Origin of the sequence: Candidatus Accumulibacter phosphatis (assembly GCF_012939955.1) — a bacterium.
Classification (GTDB): Bacteria; Pseudomonadota; Gammaproteobacteria; order Burkholderiales; family Rhodocyclaceae; genus Accumulibacter; species Accumulibacter delftensis.
On sequence record NZ_SPMY01000006.1, the window covers coordinates 22,571 to 45,071 of the forward strand.

Genomic DNA, 22,501 nt, shown 5'->3' on the forward strand with positions numbered 1-22,501 from the left:
ATGCCATTGCCGCTGCCAGATCTCGACACCCGCCGCTTCGACGATCTGGTCGGAGAAATGCGCGCCATGATTCCGTTGCTGGCGCCGGAGTGGACCAACCACAACCTTTCCGACCCCGGCATCACCCTGCTCGAGTTGTTGGCGTGGGTGAGCGAAGCGAACCTTTATCGCGCCAACCGCATACCCGCCAGGACCCTGGCCAACTTCATCTCGCTACTGCTCGGCGAGTCGTCCATCCAGAGTGAGGACTTCCGACAGGCAATGAGCGGTGTCACCACCCAGGATATCGAGCGCGCGGCAAGACAGGTGAGCGGCGAGGTCGACGAGGTGCATGTCCGCTACGCCGAGCGCGAGAACCGCGTATCGGTATTGATCGTATTGCGCGCCGGGGCGATGCAGGCCGCCGACATCGTCCGCGCAGCGCAGATGCGACTGCAGGGATTATGGGTGTCTGGACCGCGGCCGGTCGCGGAGTCTCTAGATGGCGCCAGACAGCGCGCCCTTCGCTTCTTCAACGATCCCTATCGAGCCATTACCACCGCAGACTTCGAGCGTGAGGCGATGTTGGCCAGCGCCGATGTCGGCCGCGTATCCATTGCCTCCTTTCCGGAGGCTGGCACGATCACGGTCGCGGTCGTTCCAGCCTCCGGCGCCGTCCCGGACGCAGCACTCCTGCGCACCGTCAAGGCACGACTTGACGATCGAAAGCTGGTCGGCACGCGCATCGTCGTGCGGCCACCGCGGTATACCGACATCACGCTGAAGGTCTCGCTTGTGACGCGACCCAATACCGTGAAAAGGGAGGTGGTCGACACGGTTACCGGCGCCATCTCGGGTTTTTTCAATCCGCTCGGCGGTGGCCGCGACCGCAGGGGCTGGCCATTCGGCAGGCCGGTGTCGGCCTACGAACTCTATTACCTGATCGAATCGCTGGCGGGAGTGGACCATGTCGAGGGTCTCGAAATCAACGAAGATCTGCAGGCTCGAGAGGTGCCGATCGACGATCTGCCAAGCTTGCGCAGTTTGACCATAACCCCGGTGAATTGATCATGACAACCAAAAACGCCGCCTTCAACTATGCATCGCTGCTGCCCGAGTTGTTGCAGCACGCTGACTCGGGTTCGGGTTCCGACGGCGATGCCGCACCCCCGGCGACGCGCCTGCTCAAGGTCATCGATCCGATGTTCACGGATTGGGAGTGTCTGCTCGACCAAATCCCCGACTACTTCGACCCCATGCGCGCACGCGAGGATTTTCTGCCGTGGCTGGCCAGCTGGACTGCACTGGTGCTGCGGGCGGACTGGTCGCCGGAGCAGAAGCGAACGGTGCTTGCAAAGATTATCCCGCTGTATCGCAAACGCGGCACCAAGGCCGGGCTGGAAGAGTACTTAAAGATCTACGTGGGCGATGGCGTGTCGATTTCCGACGAACACGACCCGATACAGGTTGGCACGATTTCGACAGTCGGCGTCGATACTGTTGTCGGCGGCATGCCGCCGCACCTGTTTCACGTCAATGTCGCGTTCACGACGCCGGATCCGGCCGAGTTGTCCCGGAAGACGGAATCGGTGCGGGCGGTGCTCGATATCGAAAAGCCGGCACACACTTCCTACAGCCTGAGCATTTCCGGTCCGACCTTTCAGATCGGCGTGCAGTCGACGGTTGGCATCGATACCCTTATTTAGCGTTGTTGAGGAGGCGAAACCATGGCAATCCAGCGGCTCAATTATTTCACTGGCCAGTTTCTGCGCGAGGATGATTTCAAGCTTGAGCAGGACTACCACCTGTCGATGCGCCGAAAGCACAACAAGAGCGCGCATACGCCGGGAATCGTCTATGGTCTGGAAGTGGTTGCGGGCGCCAGCCAGGTGATCGTCAAAGCCGGCATGGCAATCGACAACGACGGACGTGAGATCGTCCTGGAGACGGATGCCATGGTGGCCATCAATGCGACCCATGCCAATGCTTACGTCGTGATCGCTCTCGAGGAGAAGAAGACCGATAAAGCCGTTGATCCCGACCCGATCAAGCTGGAAACGCGCTGGACGGAGACTGCGCTGCCGGCGGTGGTCGTCGACCTGCCGGCCGGCGCAGTCGGCCTGGCACAGGTTGCGGCCGTCGCCGGGAACGGTGCGGTGACCCTGAAAAGCGACTATCGCCGCATCGACTCGGCGCCGGTCGTGGGAGGCGACCTGACCGTTGGGCGCGACCTTACCGTGAAGGGCAACCTGGAAGTCCACGGGCAGACGACGCTGATCGAGGCCGACCAGATGCGTGGCAACGTCGTTCTCGGGGATGACGACACGGACACCGTGACCGTCGCGGGGAGCATACTCACCGGTCACAGCAGCGGCCAACTGCGGATCGATTCTCCGGTCACCATGACCGGCAACCTCGCCGTCCAGGGCAACGTCGTACTCGGCGACGCCGATGCGGACACCGTGACCGTCGAAGGAAGCGTGGTCACCGGACATACGTCGGGGAAACTGAAGATCGGTTCGCCGGTCGACGTGGTCGGCGATATTGCGGTCAGCGGTAGCGTGGACGGCCGCGATGTGTCCGCCGACGGAAGCAAACTCGATGGCCACGTGGCGAGCACCAGCAATCCGCACCTCACCACCGCCGCGCAGGTCGATACCCAGGGCGGTGTCGATCGTCTCGTCACCCAGATCAACGCCGGGAGCGGCGTCATTGCTGCCGCGCGCCTCGATGGCGCCATTGCCCGCGAGACGCGGTTCAACATCGCCACCGGTCACGGCCACGACGGCGCCGACAGCAAGAAGATATCGCCGTCCGACCTGGCAGGTGTCAGTGGCGACGTCACTGCGACCAACCTGAATGTCTTGACTGCCGGTCCGACTTCCAACGCTGCCGCGCTCCACACCCACCCTTTCGCGCCGGCTGACCGCAGCGTCACCCTCGCCAAGCTGGACCCCATCACCCGCTCCCGGCTGCTGAGAGTGCCGCTACTGGCCCAGATTTTCAATCCGCCGATGGCCGTATCCTTGGCATACTTGCCCGGTGGGATGGCATTTGACGGAACCCATTTTTGGGTGGCCAATACTGTTAGTAATGAGAATGCGGTCCTCAAGATCGACCCGACGACCAATCTCGTAGTGACTATCGTGGCTGTCGATTCCACCCCCTTCGGGTTGGCGTTCGGCGGTGGCTATCTGTGGGTGGCCAACTGGGGCAGCAATTCCGTGAGCAAGATCGATGTCGCGACCAACAGCGTGGTCGCAAGGATATCCGTGGGGTCGCAACCGAACGCCCTGGCGGTGAGTGGCGCCTTTCTCTGGGTTGCGAATTACTTTGGTGATAGCGTCAGCAAGATCGATATGGCGAAGGAGGCCGTGGTAGCTAAGGTTGCGGTCGAGTCGAACCCTGCTGGCCTCGCGGTGGTCGGCAGCTTCCTGTGGGCCGCCAACAGTGGTAGCGATAGCGTCAGCAAGATCGATATGGCGACCAACACCGTGGTGGCGATCGTATCCGTTGGCAGCCAGCCCAGAGGCCTGGCTGCCGCGACCGGAACGTTTCTTTGGGTGGCGAATAACAACTCGGGTACGGTGAGCAAGGTCGATGTCGGCGCCAATATAGTGGTGGCTACCGTTCCAGTAGCGAGCAATTATCCATCTGCGCTTGCCGTAATTGGGAGCTTTCTATGGGTGGGCGGGAATCAGGTCCAGAAGGTCGATACCAACACCAACACAGTGGTCGCCACTGTTCCAGCGCCTGTCGGGTTCTGGGGTGCTGCGATGCCGAGTGTTTCGGGATTCCTGTGGGTTGCTGGGTCGAGTCAGGTGACCAAGATCGACCTTGCAGCCAATACCGTTGCGGCGACGCTGTTGGCGGGGGAATCCCGGGGAATGGCGTTTGACGGCCTATATATGTGGGTGGCAGTCTATGGCAGCGCCCGGGTTCTGCAGGTCGACATCGACACCGGGCAAGTCGTGCGGACCGTGATGGTCGGTACAAGACCACACAGCGTCGTCTACAACGGGAAGCATGTTTTTGTCACCAACTTCGGCAGCAACAGCGTCAGCAAGATCGATCCCCTTACCGGCAGCGTGCTGGCCACCATCCCCGTTGGCGCGAATCCGGCCGGCATTGCATACGATCCATTTTATCAGACGCTATGGGTGGCCAATAGCGGCGACGGCACGGTCAGCGTATTTTACGAACACGCCACATCGCTGGCGGGGACCTTTAGCGTCGGAAGCAATCCGCAAGGAGTCGCATGTGAAAGTAATTATGTCTGGATCACCAACACCGGCGACAACACAGTCAGCAAACTGGGCGCCTGGGCTGACGGCCCCCTTTATGGCACGATCCCTGTTGGCGCGGCTCCACAGGCTATTGTCTTTGACTATTCCAACATGTGGGTGGCCAACACTGGCGCCAACAGCCTGAGCAAGATAGCCACTGATAGCACCGCCACCACCAGCGTAGCCTTGCCCGCAGGCGCCCTGCCGGCAAGGATGTGTTTCAACGGTACCCATCTTCTGGTCCAGTGCACCAATGGTCAGGGATATCGAGTCGACATATACACCAATACCGTCCTGCCGATGCTCCTTCCCTCGACAGGAAGCCACACTGGCCTGTTGGTCTTTGACGGGGTATCTATCTGGCAAGCAGGCAACGGCACGCTTTTGAAGGCACCAGTCTAGAATTGTGCATGCTGACTGCCGTCGCTGAATTGCTCTATCCGTAAGTTGCGGTGGTCAAGGCCGCCGCCAATTGTTAGGAGAATCAGTGTATGAACTATTACCGGATCACCTATTCCATCGACGACAAGAACGAACGTGTCTACCCGCAACCAATGAAGGGCGTGGTTTTCGTCATGACCCAGGACCACGCCAGCGAGCATTTTATGGTGGGTGGCACGGAAGCCACCATTGCTGAAGATGGGAAATCCATCGTTGCCCTGACCGGCAATGCGGCCGAGGCCTTGATCCAGGATTTGCGGGAAAGCTTTCCCAAGCAACCGCCGAATCCTTACCCGGGCGCGCCGTTTCCCCCTGCTCCCCGCCAGTGAACGGCAGACCGTGCGGCACGGGCCGGATCAGGACCCGCCAATGGACGTAGTGTAAGGCTCGCGGCACCACTGCCCGGTTGCGGGCGCCCGCGTCCCTTGATTTTTGGGGTTCGTTCAGGAATGCCTTGGGCTCCGGGGCCGATGGCAGGAGGTGAGAAAACGTGAAAGCGACCAGACAGGCGATACCGTCATCCTCAAGTCGTATACCCCGCACTTCCTCGCCGGCTAAGCCCGGACCGACGTATGTCGTGAATCCCGTGCGCGGTGGTCATCACGCCATCCCGGCGGGGCTGCGTAATCAGGTCCTTCAACCCAAACTCACGGTCAGCCACCCGAACGATTTCTACGAACAGGAAGCCGATCGTATCGCCGATCAGGTCCTGCGCATGCCCGAGCCTGCCTTGACGCGGCCGGGTATCGATCGGACACCGATCCGTCCGTTGTCGATCCAGCGTCTATGCCAGGAATGCGAACAAGACGAGGAACTGCAGCGGCAGCCCCAGAGTCCAGCAAGCGATAGCGAAAATTCCGGCCTCGATACCGTCGTCACCACCTTGCGTCAGCCCGGCAGCCCCCTCGATCCGCCTGCCCGCGCTTTCTTCGAACCGCGCTTCGGCGCCGACTTCAGTGCCGTGCGTATTCACACCAACACCCAGGCCAGCGAATCGGCCCGCGCCGTCAACGCTCTCGCCTATACCGTCGGCCACGACATGGTTTTCAACAGCGGCCAATACGCCCCGCACAGCGACGCTGGCAGACGCTTGCTGGCGCATGAGCTGACGCATGTGCTGCAGCAGGGAGGGGGAATCGCCCGCCAGCCCGCGGATGCCGGCACCGGCGCGGACGCCGGTGAGCCGATGGTCGAGACGAAGAGCGGCCGCCTCTCGGAGGCCGATGTGCAGACGCTGGCCGCGGTGATCTTCGCCGAGTCGTCGCGGACCGACCCGCGCGAGGACGCCGCGGTCGGCTACGTGCTGGTGGGCAAGATGAAGGGTGGCGCGTCGATCCAGAAGATCGTGCATCGGCCGCGGCTGTACGGCAGCGTGACCGGCTACAAGGGCAAGGGTTCGCGCGAGTACCGGGCCTTCATTGGCGACTTCGAGCCCGGGGACCCGACCGGGCTGCCCGAGAAGCAGCCCAAGACGATGCAGGCCTATGCCGTCCAGCTGACCCCAGCCGTCACCCGCTACCGGGCCCTGGCGCTGAGGATCCTGAACCGGGACGAGCCGAATCCGGTCGTGGGTGCGGTAGGCCAGGGCGGCATGATCGACCTGTTTTCGGACTATCCGGCGCGGGACGAGAACGGCAACTACATGGGTCATGCCGCGGATAACTACTGGGAGGACGTGAAGGCCAAGCACCGGTACTTGCAGATCGGCCGCTCGGTGTTTGTTTGGGAGAAGGCCGAGGACGTGCCGGGGCAGGGTGCGGCGAACCGGGCCAAGGCCCCGGACACGCCAAAGACCGCGAAGAACCCGGCGCTCCCGGAGGCGCCGCCGCTGCAGGTGGCACCGAAGCGTGAGACCCTGTTCAGGCAGGTTGCCGCCGCCGGCACCGCGGCCAGCCCGCCGGCCGCCAAGGCAGATGACGCTGACGCCCGGCGCAAGGAAGTGCTGCGCTGGGCCGAGAGGCTGTCGGGCCTGCCCTATGCCTACTCGGGCGATGACACGGTAGCGCAGATCGCCCAGAAGCAGCGCCAGCTGGCCGACGAGATCGCCGGCCTGAAGGCCAAGCTGCACGCGGGCAGGTCTGCCAAGCAAGCCAAGCCCACCAGCGGTGACGCTGGGGCGTCGGGCGGAGACGCCGCCGAGAAAGCCCTGAAAGCGCTCGAGCAGGCCGAGAAGACCTCGGCCGAGCTGGCGGGGCAGTTGGCCGCAGCCAAGGAAAGCTGCTGGCAGAAGACGCTGCGCGCCCTCATCGTGGACAAGACCGGTCCGGCGTCGAACGAGCTGCTCACCGCCCTGCGCGACTATGGCGTCGTCTGCAACACATACACCGAAGCCGTGATGCGCCTGTCGGGCTACCATGACTTCCCTCTCACCGGCCAGATCTACCCGCCACAGTCCGAGCGCTACGAGGAGATCGACAAGGAGCGTATGCTGAAACGTCGCGGCTTGCCCGGTTGGGGCCTCCAGTGGGCCGAGCGCATGGTCGACTGGGCGCTCGCCAACGGTACGGTGGTCTACGATAGCGCGAGCCCGCCGGCCGCGATGGCCGCACCCGCGGCGGGCGATATCGTCCTGTTCCTCCGCCCGGGCGGCAACGCCTACCACGCCAACATTGTGGTGGCAGAGGCCGGCGACTCGTTCAATTTTATCGGTGCCAGCCGTCCCGGCCGCCTCTCGGGCCGCGCGCTCAGCACGCCTTTCAAGAGCTATGCCGAGAGGTTGCCGAGCCGTGGCGGGCCGCAATCGATCCCGCAGATCATGGGACAGGACCGGTACGCGTGGATCTTGCGGCCCGGCCGGGCGCGGCCGGCCCTGGCCGACGAAGCCGCGCCGGACCCCCCGTTCAATCCGAATGAAGCGGTGCTGCACCGCCATGCCACAGAGGGTGCGGGCGGTGGTGCCGTCAGCGCCGGGGTCGAACGGTCGATCCGCGGCCTGTCTGGTCACGGCGACGCACTGCCCGCTGGCCTGCGCGACTTCGCGGAGGCTGGTCTCGGGCAGGCGCTTCCCGACGTGCGTATCCACACCGGCCCGCGGGCCAATGCGCTCGCCCGGGAGGTGAAGGCCGATGCATTCACGGTGGGGCGCGACGTGTTCTTCGGCGAGGGGCACTTTGCGCCGCAGACTTGGCGCGGCCGGCGGCTGATCGCCCACGAACTGGCGCACGTGGTGCAGCAGGCTGCCGCGCCGGCCACGACCCTGTATCGCTTCACGGCCGAACTTGGGGATGGCAATGCGATCCTCATCAGGCCCGAGCCGAAGGACACCGATGCGGACCTCGACCGCGTGCTGGGTCCCGGCATCCAGCCGCGCAGGATCGCGGGTCGCAGCCGCATCGACGTCACGGCCTGCTTCCCGCCGGGTGTCGTCAAGGCGATGTCCATGGGCCCGTTGAACTGCAACGACTTCGTCCGCCGGGCGCGCGGCGAGGTCGCGCCGGGCACCCGGCCGCAAGTCGGCGACCTGCTGCCGCGCGTGCTGTGGGAAGAGCTGCTGAAGAAGGGTTACCGGATCCGCAGCATCGGGGCCGTGCAGCTCAGCGGCCGCGTCGAGACCGTGACAGAGACCAGCTGGAAGCCGTTCGAACCGCGCATGGGCGACCTGGTGTTCATGAACGGATCGATCCACCTCAAGGGCAACGCGAAGTCACCCGATCGTGCCGGCGACAACTTCACGGTCGACTGGGATCACGTCGCGTTCTTCATCCTGCGCAGTCGCTACGGAGTGGAGTTTCACCTCGCCAAGGACGGCGACGAGAACCCGGTAGGCATCTACCACACCGGCATGATGCCCGAGGACCCGGAGGCACCGGAGGCCCAGGGCGCCTACGTGAAGGGCGCCACCACCCTCACGGCCTACCTAGCCGCGTTCGATCCCGATCCAGCGCCGCCTGCTGGGACGAAGCCGCCGCACAAGGAAATGAAGCCCAGGAGGCCATAACTGCCTGGGCAGAATCGATGCATGCCCACGCGGCGGGTCGCGCGAAGGCGCGGCCCCCCCAACGGATCTTCCTCGGCGCTGTAAGCGCAATTCTGCCGCATGCATATGATTTTTATCAAAAATGCGGCAACCCGCAGACAGTGCGCTCGGCCTACGCGGCGCGCTGCTCAACTTTTGGCTTGGTGGGGAAGGTCAGACCGAGAGCAGTGAGGATCTTCGCTTGCTGTTCGTCCGGGCGCGGGAGAGAAACGTGGCGCTGGCTGTCGCGGTGGGTGCTGTAGAGATAGGTCAGGCGTCCGAGCGCCGTTAAGGCGTCGGCGGGAGTGATGGTCGCCGCGAGTCGTGCCCTGTCTCCCTGGCACACGACCAAGAAGAGCAACGGGCGCCGCTACCGGTACTACATCCCGATGCGTGACACCAAGGAGCAGGCGGGCGCGTCCGTTCTGCCACGCTTGCCGGCGGCAGAGCTGGAGTCGGCGGTGCTCGAACAACTGCGCGGTATCCTGCGCGCACCGGCCCTGCTCGGCGACCTGCTGTCGCAGGCCTTGACGCTCTCAGGAATTGACCCACTTTTGCTCATAAAAACGGACCCGCCTGGTCGTCATGGCTATGCGCGCGAAAATGCCGCGCACACAGCCATTCCCGAGCGTACTCGCCTCGGAGCGGCGTCAACGGTACGCTGCGCCGGGCTGCAAAAACCGCAGCCCGCCCTTGACCCCGCTCCGAGGCGAAAACCTGGGTGTTGGCGCGCGCCAACGGTGGGTCAATTTTCGTGAGCGTCGAGGCGCAGGCGAGTAAACTGGATCCGAGACCCATACCTGTCTAATGACGTCCACAAGTGCCATGTCGGCTTACTGATCACAAAGCTGACGGCCGCAGAACACTGTTGTCACGCGGCAAGTGGACCGAAGGACCTATTCGCGTCTCAGCGAACCCGATTATCAAGGTGCCGGTTGCGATGTCTGCTTTCTGCAAACCCAGAGCTTCTGCAACCGATCGCGAGCGACTGACGGTTGAGACCAGCGGACACGTTGGCCAGCATCGTCCCGCGCATGGTCACCGGCCCCGCTACCGGATCGGTCGCCTGCGTTTGACAACGAACTTGCTCGACCACGGCGCTGGTGGGTGTGGCAGTTTTTACGTGACACTTATTGCCCGCTTAGAAACCACGACCACCACCAGGCCCCATGCCGCCGCCGGGACCCATGCCGCCACCTCTGGCCGGCGGTTCGGCGGGCAGTGTCACACCACGCGCCTTGGCGCGCTCCTGCATCTGCTCATGATGTTCCTTGCGGAGCTGTTCTCGTTCCTCTGTAGTCGTCGTGGCCCGCATTTTCGCGCGATGTGCCATCTGCTCGTCTTGCGTCATAAGTTGGCTGCCATAGACTTGCTCCTGCGTCTGAACTTGAGGCTTTTCCTTGATCGCTTGCGGATCGCCTGCCAATGCCCACCCGGCAGACAATGACAAAGTGCTTACCAAGGCCGATAGAACCCACGTTTTCCGTTTCATGATTTACTCCTGTGCTGAGCTGTCTGGAGCGGATGAGCATAGCCACTGCAACCCTGTTCAGTGGATAGGCCTGATCCTGCAAAGCGACAGGTGCGCAGATGGTGCACCTCCTGCGGCTGACGCCAAACACTCCTCTCGATGGGCATCGCGTCGCCGACCACACAAACCAGAAAGCATGCACCGCTTACTCTGGTGAGGCGTCCGTTCAGGCCCTGTTCACCTGCGGTTGCTAAAATCACTGTAACCGACAGGGGGAGGGAATCAATGTGTTTCTGAAGAATGGGCGCTTGGGCGGCGTGACCGCTCTCCGCGCGATCGTTTCCGTTTGTTCTCAGCGAACGTAGCAAGATGACTTCTCTCCACTTGATCCTCTGGATTGCGTCGGGAATCGTGCTGCAGGTGGCGATCTATCTGGGTGTCGGCTTCTGGCGTCACTGGCAGGAGTATCAGGCATTGCGCGGCCGCGCCGTGGAGTTCAACCTGCCCGTCAAAGCCACTTCTCCGACGGCGGAGAGCGACTTGGCCAAGGCTCCCTGGCCAGGCTTCCGGACGTTCAGGGTCGAGCGCAAGGTGACGGAGGATGTCGCGCAGTCCGTCTGCTCGTTCTACCTCCTGCCGGAAGACGGGCAAGCGTTGCCGCGTTTTCTGCCAGGACAGTTTCTGACCTTTCGCCTTGACCTGCCGACGACGGCGGGCACGGAACAGGTCATCCGTTGCTATTCGCTGTCGGATGCGCCTCGCCCCGATAGCTACCGCGTCTCGATCAAACGGATACTGCCGCCAGCGGGGAACCAACTTCCAGCAGGGCGCTCCTCAAATTTCTTCCACGACCAGGTGGGTGTCGGCAGCCTGCTCCAGGTACGTGCGCCCGCTGGACATTTTCATATCGACCGCAGCGACGCACCTGTGGTGCTTATCGGTGGCGGCATTGGCATCACACCGATGCTAAGCATGTTGAACTGGTGCGTGGTCGAACAACCGGGCCGCGAGGTCTGGCTTTTCTACGGTGTGCGCGACGGCAGCGAGTTGGTGATGAGATCGCATCTTGCGGCCTTGGCAGAAGCACATCCGAACTTCCACTTGTTGTTCTGCTTCAGCCAGCCCCTGCCGGAAGAAGTGGTCGGACGTGATTATCATCATCAGGGCCGCATCGATCTGGCGCTGTTGCGTCTGAAACTTGCCCTCAAGCCCTACCACTTCTATATTTGCGGCCCCGCCCCGCTGATGGAAAGCCTGGTGCCTGCGCTCGGTGACTGGGGTGTGCCCGACGCCCACATCCACTTCGAGGCCTTTGGCCCCGCGTCGGTCCTCCGCAAGCAAGCCGAAACCAGCGCTGCCACGATGCCACGGAACGCAGTGGAGGATGGCGACATCGTCGTCACCTTCGCGAAGTCTGGCAAACAGTTTCCGTGGCAACCCACTGCCGGCAGCTTGCTCGCCTTCGCCGAGGCCAACGGCATTCCGGTCGACTCCGGTTGCCGGGCTGGCGGCTGCGGCACCTGCCAGACGACCATCCGCGCCGGTGAGGTGGCCTACCGTCAACCGCCGGACTACGATCCAGAACCGGGCACCTGCCTGCTCTGCGTCTGCACGCCCAAGACCAGCGTCACCCTGGAGGTATAGATAATGACCTCGCTCTGGCGTCAGCATGTTCTGCCCTTCTCCCTGCTGGTGGGTCTGCTGGCCGCGGCGACCCTGGCAGGCGACTACCTGCTGCATCGACTGAACCTGGTGTGGGTCGGCCGCTACATGGGCATTCCGGGAACGATCCTGATCATCGGCTCGCTGGTCTATTCGCTGCGCAAACGCAAGTTCATCACGACGGGGAACGCGAAATCCCTGCTTACCCTGCATGAGATCGGCACCTGGCTCGGTTCGCTGATGGTGCTTATCCATGCCGGCATCCATTTCAACGCCATCCTGCCCTGGCTGGCGACAGTGGCCATGGGCGTGAACGTGATCAGCGGCATGGTCGGCAAACTGTTGCTGGATCGCTCGCGCCGCCATCTGCAGGGTCAGCGCGACAGCTTTCAACTGCGTGGTCTGTCGCGGCCAGAAGCGGAGCAGGCCGTGTTCTGGGATGCGGTAGCAGTCGATGCGATGACGCTGTGGCGAAAGGTGCATATTCCGATCTTCATCGTGTTCGCCACCTTGGCGCTGGGCCACATCATCAGCATCTTCCTGTTCTGGGGCTGGATATGAGCCGTATCGTCAAGATCATTCTGGCGGCCAATCTGATCGCGCTGGCGATTCTGGCTTTCGTCTATCCGCAGTTGATGGTCGCACCAGGAACGCTGATTCCCGGCCACCAGCAACTGGACGCCGATTGCTTTGCCTGTCACACGCCCCTCATGGGAGCTAGTTCCGAACTCTGTATCAGCTGTCACAAACCGGCTGATATCGGTCGCCTGACAACTGTCGGCCTGCCGATCGCCAAGCCGCTCACCACGACCCCCTTCCACCAGAAGCTCGCCACTCAGGACTGCGTCGCCTGCCATAGTGATCATGCGGGAGTGAGGCGTTTCCGGCAGCAAGGGCGCTTCAACCATGCCTTGCTGAAGAAGGACACGCTCCAGCAGTGCCAGTCTTGCCACAAGGCACCTGCCGACTCGCTGCACCAACAGATCAGCGGCAACTGTAGCCAGTGCCACAACCAGGAGAAGTGGCTACCGGCAAGCTTCGATCACAACAAGTACTTTGTCCTGGACCGCGACCACAATGCGCGCTGTGTGACCTGTCATCTGGGCAATGACTACAGCCGCTACACCTGCTACGGGTGCCACGAACACTCGCTGGCAAACATTCGCCGCAAGCATATCGAGGAAGGTATCCGTGATTTCGACAATTGCGTCGAGTGTCACCGCAGTGCCGACGAGGATGACATCAAAGGCAGCCACGGGGAAAGGGAGGGCAAGCGCGATGGGAAACGTGGCCGCAAGGAACACGATGACGATGACTGAACCGGTCGTCCCCGCTTCGTCCAGGCAACTCGGCACGTGCGGAGAATCCGCCTAGAAACCAGTCCGTCCTCATCGTGGCGCTACTCGACCCTCACACCTTTTCCGGGGCCTTCGACGAAACGACAGAGAACACTGACAAAGAAAATATTGCGCCGCGCGTGCGCCGGTGCCTGCCGGTGCTCACCATCATAGTGAAGGTACCCGAGTAATGGAAAGCACTACCACCCTTTCCCCGTCGCTGACACGCTACGCCTGGCTGTCGATCGCGGCGGCCATTGCCACCATTCTGCTGAAGGGCGTGGCCTGGTGGCTGACCGGTTCGGTCGGGCTGTTGTCTGATGCCATCGAGTCATTCGTGAACCTTGCAGGGGCCTTGATGGCGCTATGGATGCTGACCTTGGCGGCGCGTCCAGCGGACGACAATCACACCTACGGTTACAGCAAGGCTGAATATTTCTCAAGTGCTTTCGAGGGTTGCCTGATCCTTTTGGCGGCTGTCAGCATCGGCTATACGGCCATTATCCGCCTGATGCATCCTCAGTCGCTCGAAGCCGTGGGGGTCGGACTGCTGGTTTCTGTGGTCGCTTCCGTGATCAATTTCGCGACCGCGAGGATCTTGATGGGTGTGGGTCGAGAACACAATTCGATCACTCTGGAAGCCGATGCACATCACCTGATGACCGATGTGTGGACCTCGGCGGGGGTCATTGCCGGCGTCGGCCTGGTCTGGCTGACTGGCTGGCTTTGGCTCGATCCGGTCATCGCGCTGCTCGTTGCGGCGAACATCGTCTGGACCGGCCTGCAGCTGGTGCGGCGCTCCGCCGCCGGCCTGATGGATGTATCGGTACCGGCGGAAAAACTTGAGCAGATCGAAACGCTGTTGGCGGGGTATCGCGCCCAGGGGCTGGATTTTCATGCCCTGCGCACTCGTCAGTCAGGCAGTCGTACCTTCGTGGTCTTGCACGTCCTGGTGCCGGGTAACTGGACGGTACAGGAAGGTCACACCTGGGCGGAGCGTATCGAGGTCGAGATTCATCATTTCTTGCCACGGGCGCACGTCACGACCCATCTGGAACCATTGGAAGACCCCGTGTCAATGATCGACCAGGAGCTTGATCGACCGCGCTTCTAAACAGAGCCAGAGTCGGGGGCAAAAAACGCCCTTTTCCGATAACTGCGGTCGTGACCAGCGTTGTTGTTTCCATCGCCTACCAATTCCACGAATCAACCGCTTGATTGGACCACCTATAAGCCGTTGATTTTTAATAGGCCAATTGCGAGCGCTCGTGGACTTCGGGCCTTCGGCGGAGATCGAGGCGGAGAGAAGAATGCCCCGGAGAGAGTGAAAACGGCCAAATCCGGGCGCCTGCGGGAAAACTCGAAGTCCACAGGAATCCGCACACAGCCGCGCAAACACGCGGGAGCGGGCAAAAAAAAACCAACCCGACGAGGGGTTAGTCTTCTTGTCTGGTGGTGCGTAGTTCCCTGGAAGAAAACTCGCTATCGGGGCATGTGAGGACTGGTGAGGGTAGCTGCGGAAAACTGCGTTCGGCCGTCAGGCCCCGAGCAGACGGCGCGCAAGTAACGATTGCATGTCCCGCCGACCATCGGCGATCACATAAATGAAGACCTTCTGGCACATGACGCGGTAGATCACTCGATAGGGCTTGAAGGCGGTCTGCCTATAATCCCGGATGCCGAGGGCAATCAGTTCCTTGGGGTAGGCACCACGCTCCGGGAAGGCAGTCAGGCTCTCTACAACCTCCAACAAACGATCAAGGACGTAATCGGAATTGGCCTTGCAGTCGAATTCAGCGATGTAGTCGTAAATCGATTCGAGATCCTGCTCGGCACCCGCGGTCAGCACTACCTCGTACTTGGGCCCAGCCATTACTTGGCTGCCGGTTTGGCCCGCAACCTTGCGACAACATCACCCACGGGCTTTACTTTCCCAGCTTCAATCTCCGCGTTGCCCAGGGCGAGAATTTTCAGCAGCGCCAAGGTTTCCTGTGTTTCTTCGTAGGAAGCGACATCCTGAATGACCGCCTTGGCTTCGCCATTCTGGGTGATGACGAGCGGCTCTCGCCCCTCCGTCAGCCGGGCCAAGACTTCGGCGGCGTTTGCCTTGAGATAACTGATGGGTTTGATTTGCGACGAGTAGCGCACGGCCTGCCTCCTCGATACGATCGAGACTTAATATAGTCCTTATTCAGTCTTGCTGCAACAGCTGATCAATCCGCTCGCGCACGCAACCAAAGCCCAGATGTTGCTGCTGCGTAACCGGTACCTCTGCGGCGTCAGGCCTTACCCCGTGTTTAACATTCTCAAAAAAACCTCTTGCATAATCAACTGCTTGCAAGGCACTTGAATCTCTAATGGCACAACAAGCGCGTAATTTCGTGTCAGGCGACCAGTTTTCGGGTTCCTCCGGGGTCTGAGTTGACGCCCAAGGCGCGATAGATCGCCATCAGCTCGGGCTCGGCGGCAGTGGCCTTGCGGACGTGCAGCGTGCGGCCATCGCGTTGCCGGAAAGTCGTCGTCACCCGGCGCTGGATCGAGAGGGTTTCGCGCAGGGTCGCCCAACTGTCGGGAATGCCCGCCGCCTTCAGCTTTAGGCGAAGGAACTGCACACACTGGTAAGCCAGCACGGTAATGAACAGATGGCCGTCGGCGCGATCTTCCGTGTGATGGTCGATCGGCCGCAAGCCCAGTTCGCTCTTCAGGCTGCGAAACACACTTTCCAGGTCGGTCAGCAGAGTATAGGTGCGCCAGAACCGCTCTTCATCCCAGTCGAGTTGGCCAGGCGACCTTGGCTTCGCTGGCGATGCCCGCGTCCATGATCACCAGCGCCCCCGCCGGGGCGTTTAGCCCGGTGAACATGCCGGCCAACGTGCCGGCTTCGCTGACATTCCCTTCGAAGGTCTGCGAGCGGCGCACAAAGCCGCTGCCGTCGAGCACTAGACCAAGCGTCACCAAGGGGCAATCGCTACGCTTCTCCTTGGAACGGCCACGCTTGACCTTGCGATTGCTCGGGACTTCGCCTTCGAAGTAGGTCTTGGTCAGGTCGTAGAGCGTGATCGTTTCTTCCAGACCAAAGAGCGTGCGAACGGTGCCAAACAAACACGCTTCAATCACCTCCCGATGCTTCATCAGGACGTCCGAACCCCGGTAAAGAGCCATGTGCAACATCGACAGGAAGTCGACGTCGATCAGTTCGCCCAAGGCGCTGTGCTTCTGCAACCAGTTCCAGGTCGCCCGCTCGGAGCCCGGATGGCCCATTCTTCCGATCAGGTTGCCGATAATCGACGCCCGCAGAACGCCATTAACGCCCAACTCCCGCAACTTGTCGATGATGCCCGGTTCGGCCAGCGCATGCAGGCCGACGTGCTCGACGCCGACCGAACGCGACTGCATCGTTTGCAGCGAGTCAACATCGACTTCGACGAATGTCACCGGCGGACGCGGGTTTCCGGCAGGGTCGCTGGCCTCTGTCGCCGACGCGTTGCTCATCGGTGCCCGCACGATCAGCTGCCGGGCGTAGCGCTGGGCCGCACTTTCGATATGACCTGCGCATGGCACGGGCAGCAGCGCTTCCTGGGGGTGCAGCAGCTGTTCGATGCGCCGACACAGCACCGGCCAGTCTTCCTGCTTGATAGAGAAATTGCGTCCCAGATTCAGCAGGACGATCTGACGGACCTTGCCTGCGATGCGTTCGCCACGCACCAGCCGGTAGGTGAAGTAGCCCTCACGTGTTAATGTGAAAGTCGCGCAAGCGACTCACGAAACTCCCTTCTCCTTGCGGGAGAAGGGGCAGGGGAAGAGGGAAAACGGTCATGGCTTTCATCATCGGGGGTGTCTCGACATGTCATGACCGTTAGCTGAGCGCTGCCAGGAAAGCCCCCCGTCTGGCGGGTGAAGAGGCCTGCCAGACGTCAAGGGCAAGCTTCGCACCTCTGCGATGCGGACGATGGCAACAGGAGCGCGCGGAGGGCAGGAATTGGGGTGCGATGGCGACTGCTATGGCGGCTCTATAGGCGTTAAGCCGAAGGACTGCCAAGGGCTTGACGGTCCATCCATGTCCATAGGCTAGCAATTCACGACCGCTGGTCGCATGGCCAACGACGTGGCCCTTCCCGTGCTACCGCCAAATAATCGCAGGCCTACTTCTAGGCATACATTTCGCCTGCTCAGCCTATAACGCCCTTGCCTGATAGGCCTATGGCGGAGAGAGCGGGATTCGAACCCGCGTTAGGATATTATCCTAAACACGCTTTCCAGGCGTGCGACTTAAACCACTCATCCATCTCTCCGGAAGACCGCGAATTCTAGCAGAAGGTGACGCCAACACCAAATGTGAAACGAGCCAGAAAGGCAGAACACCGGGCCTCGCTAGTCCACGCCAGGCAGCGCCGACAGTTCGGCCGCCTGACGCTGGCGCAGCGTTTCAAAAAGGCAAACGGCAGCGGCGGCGGCGACATTCAGCGATTCGCTGGCAGCAGACATGGGGATGCGCAGATGCCGACTGGTTTGTGCAAGGACTTGCGGCCGGACACCAAGACCTTCGCTGCCGAAAACCCAGGCCAGCGGTCGGCCGAGCGTAGCGCTGTAGAGACTGCTCGATGCGGCGGGGAGCGTGGCAGCAGACTGGCCACGATAGGCGGCTAGAAAGCGGCTCAAATCACTGTTTTCGTGGATGTCGAGTTGAAAATGCGCACCCATCGCCGCACGCAGGGACTTTGGCGACCAGGCTTGCGCGCAATCCGCCGAGAGCAGGATCTGGCGAAAGCCGGCAGCAGCAGCGCTACGCAGAATCGAACCGAGATTACCCGGATCCTGAACGCCATCAAGCAAAACCGCATCGGCTGCATGGTCGCAGCCGCCAGCCGGCTGTGGCTGCGCAACGACGGCCATGATGCCACTGGGCGTATCGACCAGCGCCAGATCGTCGAACAAGGCGTCGGCCAGAACGCTGATGCGACTACCCGCTGGCCGGCTATCGAGATAACGCGCATTCTCCGGCCGCGCAGCACCGCCGTCGCTGACCACGATCTCGTCAGGCACCCCGCAGCTCTGCTCGTAGGCCTCGATGAGGTGCATGCCGTCAAGTAGCGCGCGGCCGCTCTTGCGCCGCTCACGACTGCTTTGCGAGAGTTTCAGGAGTGCCTTGTAATGGGCATTGTCGCGCGAGCCGATTCGTTTCATAAGTCGCTGAGCCGCGCCACCGGTGCAAAGCTGCGGCGGTGCTGCGGACTCGCACCCTGTTCGCGCAGCGCCTGCAGGTGAAATGCGGTCGGGTAACCCTTGTGGCGATCAAAACCGTACTGCGGATAACTAGCGTGCAGCACAAGCATGCCGGCATCGCGATAGGTCTTGGCGAGAATCGATGCGGCAGCGATCGCTGCGACCTTGCCGTCGCCGCCGACGATGGCTTCGACGGAACACGACAGCTGTGGACAATGACAGCCGTCGACCAGTGCATGACTCGGGAATACCGGACCGTGGGCGCCGGTGAGCGCCGCGACGGCACGCTGCATGGCCAGCAGGCTGGCCTGCAGGATGTTGATCTGGTCGATCTCGGCGACACTGGCTTCAGCGACGGCCCAGGCCAGTGCGCTGCCGCGAATCTGCTCGGCGAGCAATTCCCGCTTGCCGGCCGAAAGTTTTTTCGAGTCGTTCAGACCGCTAATTGGCCGACCTGGATCGAGGATCACGGCGGCGGCGACCACGGGTCCCGCCAGCGGCCCGCGGCCGGCTTCGTCGACGCCGCAAACCAGACCTTCAACCGGCAACAGCAAGGGCATCGACGTGTAGCGCTGTTGTTGGCAGGCAGGCGATGACCGCAGCAGCAGCCTTCTCGGCGGCGTTCTGCCGCAACTGCAAATGGATCTCCCGAAATACGGACTTGATGCGCTCGCACGCCTCTTTGTCCGCATAGAGATTGAGCAGTGCTTGCGCCAGATTCTCGGCGGTCGCTTCGTCCTGGATGAACTCCGGAACAACGAATTTGCCGGCCAGGACGTTCGGCAGACCGACATAGGGCAGGTAGCCCATACGGCGCATCATTCGGTACGACAGCGGCGCCATCTTGTAGACGATGGCCATCGGCCGCTTGAGCAGTGCTGCCTCGAGGGTCGCCGTGCCGCTGGCGACCAGGACCGCATCGGCGGCCATCATCGCCTGATGGGCGTGCCCGAAAAGCAGGCGAATAGGCAACTGCTTCGCCCGCCGGCGATGCAGTGCGCTTTCGAACAACACGCGCGTTTCGCGCGTCGTCAGCGGAGCCAGGAAAATCGCCTCCGGAATCTGCTCGTGCATGCGGCGGGCGGTTTCGATGAAAGTCTCCGCCATGTACTGCAGTTCGGACTGGCGGCTACCGGGCAAGAGCGCGAAGACCGGCGTCGCTGGTGAAATGCCGAGCAGCGTCCGCGCCGTATGGCGACCGTCTTCGAGCGGCAGCATGTCGGCCAGAGGATGGCCGACATAGCTCACGGGAATGCCTTGCTTCTCGTAGAGCGCGGTCTCGAACGGAAAAAGTGCCAGCACACGCGAAACTGCCGCACCGATGCTGTGGATGCGTTCGCCGCGCCAGGCCCAGATCGACGGGCTGACGTAATGCACGCAGGCAACGCCGCGCCGCTTGAGCGCCTTTTCGAGCGATAGATTGAAGTCCGGCGCATCGACGCCGATGAAGACGTCCGGCGGGTCAGCAAGCAAGCGGCGTTTGAGATCGCGGCGGATGGCGGCAATCTCGCGATAGTGCCGAAGGACTTCGACGTAACCGCGGACGGCCAGCTTTTCGAGCGGATGCCAGGCCGTAAAACCCGTCGCGAGCATCTTCGGGCCACCGACACCGAAAAAAACGGCCCCCGGAAGCCTCGCCTGCAAGGCCTGAACCAGCTGACTGGCGAGGAGATCGCCCGAGGCTTCGCCGGCGACCATGGCGATGCGCAGCGGTGCCGCAGCGCTCATCGAATGATGCCGCGCTTCGAAGCCGCGAGGAAATCGAGGAGCGGCTGGATCTCCGGATGAACGAGCACCTCTTCGTTCAGTTTGGCGCGCGCCTCATCCAGCATCAACCCCGACTTGTAGAGGGTCCGGTAGGCGCGCTTCAAAGCCAGCAGCGCTTCCGGAGAAAAACCACGCCGCTTGAGCCCCTCGGCGTTGATCCCAAAGGGACTGGCCGTGTTTCCGGCTGCCATGACAAACGGCGGAATATCCTGCAGCACCACCGTCCCGACGGCCGTCATGGTATGGGCGCCAACGCGGCAGAACTGGTGTACCCCGGTATAGCCGCCGAGAATTGCCCAGTCATCAATATGCACATGGCCGGCCAACTGTGCGTTATTGGCGAATACGGTGTGGTTACCCACTTGGCAATCATGCGCAATATGCACATAGGCCATGATCCAGTTGTCATTACCAACGCGGGTGATGCCAACATCCTGGGCGGTCCCCAGGTTGAAGGTGCAGAACTCGCGAATGGTGTTGCGGTCACCGATCTCCAGTCGCGTCGGCTCGCCGTCGTATTTCTTGTCCTGCGGCACTTCCCCCAGCGAATTGAACTGGAAGATCCGGTTGTCACGACCGATGCGCGTCCGCCCGGAAATCACCACATGCGGACCGATCACCGTGTTGTCGCCGATTTCCACGTCTTCGCCGATGATCGAATAGGCACCAACTGAAACATTGCAGCCGAGTTGCGCGCCGCGCTCGACGAGCGCACTTTGATGAATCATGGCACCTGTCACACCCCGGCTCCGCCGACATCGCGCTTGGCGCACATCAGTTCGGCCTCGGCGACGATGTCGCCGTCGACGCGTGCTTCCGCCTTGTATTTCCAGATGCCGCGCATCTGGCGCAGGATCTGTACGTGCAAGTGCAACTGGTCGCCCGCTGTCACCGGCTTCTTGAAGCGCGCGCCGTCGATGCCGACGAAATAGAAAACGGAATTCGCGTCGGGCTTGGCGCCCATGGTCTTGAAAGACAGGATGCCGGCCGCCTGCGCCAGAGCCTCCATGATCAATACCCCCGGCATCACCGGGTGATGCGGAAAGTGACCCACGAAAAATGGTTCATTGACGGTCACGTTCTTGTAGGCATGGATGGACTTGCCGAGTTCGAAATCGAGCACCCGGTCGACCAGGAGAAAGGGATAGCGGTGCGGCAGATGTTCGAGGATTTCGTGGATACTCATTGCGTTCAAGTCGTGTTCTCCCTTTGTTCGAGTTTCTTTTCAAGTTCGGCGACCCGCTCGGCGAGTCTCGCCAGACGCTTGATCTGTGCCGCATTGTGCAACCACTCCTGGTGCCCTTCGAGCGGAAAGATGCTGGTGTATTGCCCGGCTCTGGGCAGGCTCTTGGTCACCATACTGCCCGCCGAGATATGCACGTCGTCGGCGAGTTCCAGGTGACCGATGATCATGCCGGCGCCGCCAACGGTACAGCGACGGCCGATGCGGGTACTGCCGGCGATCCCGACACAGCCGGCCATCGCCGCATGCTCACCAATACTGACGTTGTGACCAATCTGAATCTGATTGTCGAGTTTGACGCCATTGCCAATCACCGTGTCGTCCAGTGCGCCTCGGTCGATTGACGTATTCACTCCGACTTCGACATCATCGCCAATCACCACCCGACCGATTTGCGGGATCTTGACCCACCGCTCACCGTCCTTGGCAAAGCCAAAGCCGTCGCCACCGAGAACCGCACCGGCGTGGATAATCGCCCGCCTGCCGATCACGCAGCCGTCATAGACCACGACATTCGGGTAGAGCACGCAATCGTCGCCAATCACGACGTCATCACCGATCACACAGCCCGGGTAGAGGGTGACATTCTCACCCATGTGCACGCGCTCGCCGATGACGGCATTCTCGCCAACACTCACCGATGGTCGCAATTCCGACTTGACCACTGCGCCGTGATGGATGCCGGGCCGACGTTGCCGGAGCGGATTGAGCAAGGCAACCACACGCGCATAGTAGGCGTAGGCATTGGGGTGCACGATTCGCGGCAGTGAGGTCTCGGCTGAAAACTGCGGCGGCACAATGACCGCCGTCGCCCGCGTTGTTTTCAGTTGCTGCCGGTATTTGGAACTGGCGAGAAAGGCGATGCGCCCTTCGCCGGCCGAAAGGAGGCTGGCGACCTGCGAGACAAGCACCGACCCGTCGCCTTCAAGCACCCCGCCGAGAGCGGCGACGATCTCGTCTAGCCGTAGCCCCCTTGACACCTCCACTCCGTTGCCTGGTGAGCTAACGGTCATGACATGTCGAGACACCCCAGATCGCACCCCAGATCATGAAAGTCATGACCGTCCCCTCCACTTGCAGCGCGCATTCCGGCTTGCACGCCGGAATCGTTCGACGGGCAGCGAGCATGCTCGCTGA

Annotated in this window: 18 protein-coding genes, 1 tRNA gene and 3 pseudogenes; 10 read left to right on the forward strand and 12 right to left on the reverse strand. The window is 61.9% G+C overall.

Annotated elements, in window-relative coordinates:
* The 5 genes from E4Q23_RS02080 (at position 1) to E4Q23_RS23470 (ending at position 8,643) form a co-directional block, all read left to right on the forward strand.
* The gene (locus E4Q23_RS02080; protein WP_169065098.1) at positions 1-1,047 is read left to right on the forward strand and encodes a baseplate J/gp47 family protein; all 1,047 of its coding nucleotides are present in this window, start codon (positions 1-3) and stop codon (positions 1,045-1,047) included.
* Between the two features lie 2 nt (positions 1,048-1,049).
* Positions 1,050-1,685, forward strand: coding sequence for a phage tail protein (locus E4Q23_RS02085; protein WP_169065099.1), 636 nt, complete (start codon positions 1,050-1,052; stop codon positions 1,683-1,685).
* Between the two features lie 21 nt (positions 1,686-1,706).
* Positions 1,707-4,667 (forward strand): hypothetical protein, encoded by a 2,961-nt coding sequence (locus tag E4Q23_RS02090; RefSeq protein WP_169065100.1) that lies wholly within the window; start codon positions 1,707-1,709, stop codon positions 4,665-4,667.
* Positions 4,668-4,756: 89 nt separating this feature from the next.
* Positions 4,757-5,035 carry a hypothetical protein gene (locus tag E4Q23_RS02095; RefSeq protein WP_169065101.1) on the forward strand — a complete coding sequence of 93 codons (279 nt, stop codon included), beginning with the start codon at positions 4,757-4,759 and terminating at the stop codon, positions 5,033-5,035.
* A 248-nt stretch (positions 5,036-5,283) separates the two neighbouring features.
* Positions 5,284-8,643: a DUF4157 domain-containing protein gene (locus E4Q23_RS23470; RefSeq protein ID WP_291996711.1), complete on the forward strand. Its 3,360-nt coding sequence runs from the start codon at positions 5,284-5,286 to the stop codon at positions 8,641-8,643.
* Positions 8,644-8,794: 151 nt separating this feature from the next.
* On the opposite strand, the pseudogene E4Q23_RS25060 reads toward E4Q23_RS23470, so the two are convergent.
* Positions 8,795-8,977, reverse strand: a pseudogene (locus E4Q23_RS25060) (transposase); the annotation flags it as partial.
* A 7-nt stretch (positions 8,978-8,984) separates the two neighbouring features.
* Between E4Q23_RS25060 and E4Q23_RS02110 the strand changes: the two are divergent.
* A pseudogene (locus tag E4Q23_RS02110) lies at positions 8,985-9,218 on the forward strand (recombinase family protein); the annotation flags it as partial.
* Positions 9,219-9,802: 584 nt separating this feature from the next.
* Here the strand turns inward: E4Q23_RS02110 and E4Q23_RS02115 are convergent.
* On the reverse strand, positions 9,803-10,153 hold the full coding sequence (locus tag E4Q23_RS02115; RefSeq protein WP_169065102.1) for a hypothetical protein: 351 nt from the start codon (positions 10,151-10,153) through the stop codon (positions 9,803-9,805).
* 348 nt (positions 10,154-10,501) lie between these two features.
* Between E4Q23_RS02115 and E4Q23_RS02120 the strand changes: the two genes are divergently transcribed.
* From E4Q23_RS02120 to E4Q23_RS02135, 4 genes are all read left to right on the forward strand, one after another.
* The gene (locus tag E4Q23_RS02120; RefSeq protein ID WP_169065103.1) at positions 10,502-11,776 is read left to right on the forward strand and encodes a 2Fe-2S iron-sulfur cluster-binding protein; all 1,275 of its coding nucleotides are present in this window, start codon (positions 10,502-10,504) and stop codon (positions 11,774-11,776) included.
* A 3-nt stretch (positions 11,777-11,779) separates the two neighbouring features.
* Positions 11,780-12,355: a hypothetical protein gene (locus E4Q23_RS02125; RefSeq protein WP_211203598.1), complete on the forward strand. Its 576-nt coding sequence runs from the start codon at positions 11,780-11,782 to the stop codon at positions 12,353-12,355.
* The gene (locus tag E4Q23_RS02130) at positions 12,352-13,113 is read left to right on the forward strand and encodes a cytochrome c3 family protein (RefSeq protein WP_169065104.1); all 762 of its coding nucleotides are present in this window, start codon (positions 12,352-12,354) and stop codon (positions 13,111-13,113) included. Before E4Q23_RS02125 ends, E4Q23_RS02130 begins: the two co-directional genes overlap by 4 nt.
* A gap of 208 nt (positions 13,114-13,321) precedes the next feature.
* Positions 13,322-14,245 (forward strand): cation diffusion facilitator family transporter, encoded by a 924-nt coding sequence (locus tag E4Q23_RS02135; RefSeq protein ID WP_169065105.1) that lies wholly within the window; start codon positions 13,322-13,324, stop codon positions 14,243-14,245.
* A 423-nt stretch (positions 14,246-14,668) separates the two neighbouring features.
* Here the strand turns inward: E4Q23_RS02135 and E4Q23_RS02140 are convergent, their stop codons facing one another.
* The 10 genes and pseudogenes from E4Q23_RS02140 to lpxD all read right to left on the reverse strand — a co-directional run bounded on the left by E4Q23_RS02140 (position 14,669) and on the right by lpxD (position 22,377).
* Complete coding sequence (locus E4Q23_RS02140; RefSeq protein WP_169065106.1) at positions 14,669-15,004, reverse strand: type II toxin-antitoxin system RelE/ParE family toxin; 336 nt, start codon at positions 15,002-15,004, stop codon at positions 14,669-14,671.
* Positions 15,004-15,279: a type II toxin-antitoxin system prevent-host-death family antitoxin gene (locus E4Q23_RS02145; protein WP_169065107.1), complete on the reverse strand. Its 276-nt coding sequence runs from the start codon at positions 15,277-15,279 to the stop codon at positions 15,004-15,006. The genes E4Q23_RS02140 and E4Q23_RS02145 overlap by 1 nt, the downstream gene beginning before the upstream one ends.
* 236 nt (positions 15,280-15,515) lie before the next feature.
* A pseudogene (locus tag E4Q23_RS23480) lies at positions 15,516-16,866 on the reverse strand (IS1634 family transposase); the annotation flags it as partial.
* A gap of 466 nt (positions 16,867-17,332) precedes the next feature.
* A tRNA-Ser gene (locus E4Q23_RS02155) sits at positions 17,333-17,423 on the reverse strand.
* Positions 17,424-17,502: 79 nt separating this feature from the next.
* Entirely contained in the window at positions 17,503-18,315 is an 813-nt protein-coding gene (locus E4Q23_RS02160; RefSeq protein WP_169065108.1) for a TrmH family RNA methyltransferase, read from the reverse strand.
* The gene (gene rnhB / locus E4Q23_RS02165; protein WP_169065109.1) at positions 18,312-18,914 is read right to left on the reverse strand and encodes a ribonuclease HII; all 603 of its coding nucleotides are present in this window, start codon (positions 18,912-18,914) and stop codon (positions 18,312-18,314) included. Before rnhB ends, E4Q23_RS02160 begins: the two co-directional genes overlap by 4 nt.
* Complete coding sequence (lpxB, locus tag E4Q23_RS02170) at positions 18,892-20,082, reverse strand: lipid-A-disaccharide synthase (protein WP_169065110.1); 1,191 nt, start codon at positions 20,080-20,082, stop codon at positions 18,892-18,894. The genes rnhB and lpxB overlap by 23 nt, the downstream gene beginning before the upstream one ends.
* A complete protein-coding gene (gene lpxA, locus E4Q23_RS02175) occupies positions 20,079-20,849 on the reverse strand; it encodes an acyl-ACP--UDP-N-acetylglucosamine O-acyltransferase (protein WP_169065176.1) in 771 nt (256 codons plus the stop codon). The genes lpxB and lpxA overlap by 4 nt, the downstream gene beginning before the upstream one ends.
* A gap of 8 nt (positions 20,850-20,857) precedes the next feature.
* Positions 20,858-21,307 carry a 3-hydroxyacyl-ACP dehydratase FabZ gene (gene fabZ, locus E4Q23_RS02180; protein WP_169065177.1) on the reverse strand — a complete coding sequence of 150 codons (450 nt, stop codon included), beginning with the start codon at positions 21,305-21,307 and terminating at the stop codon, positions 20,858-20,860.
* Positions 21,308-21,312: 5 nt separating this feature from the next.
* Complete coding sequence (gene lpxD / locus E4Q23_RS02185; RefSeq protein WP_169065111.1) at positions 21,313-22,377, reverse strand: UDP-3-O-(3-hydroxymyristoyl)glucosamine N-acyltransferase; 1,065 nt, start codon at positions 22,375-22,377, stop codon at positions 21,313-21,315.
* Positions 22,378-22,501 lie beyond the last annotated feature (124 nt).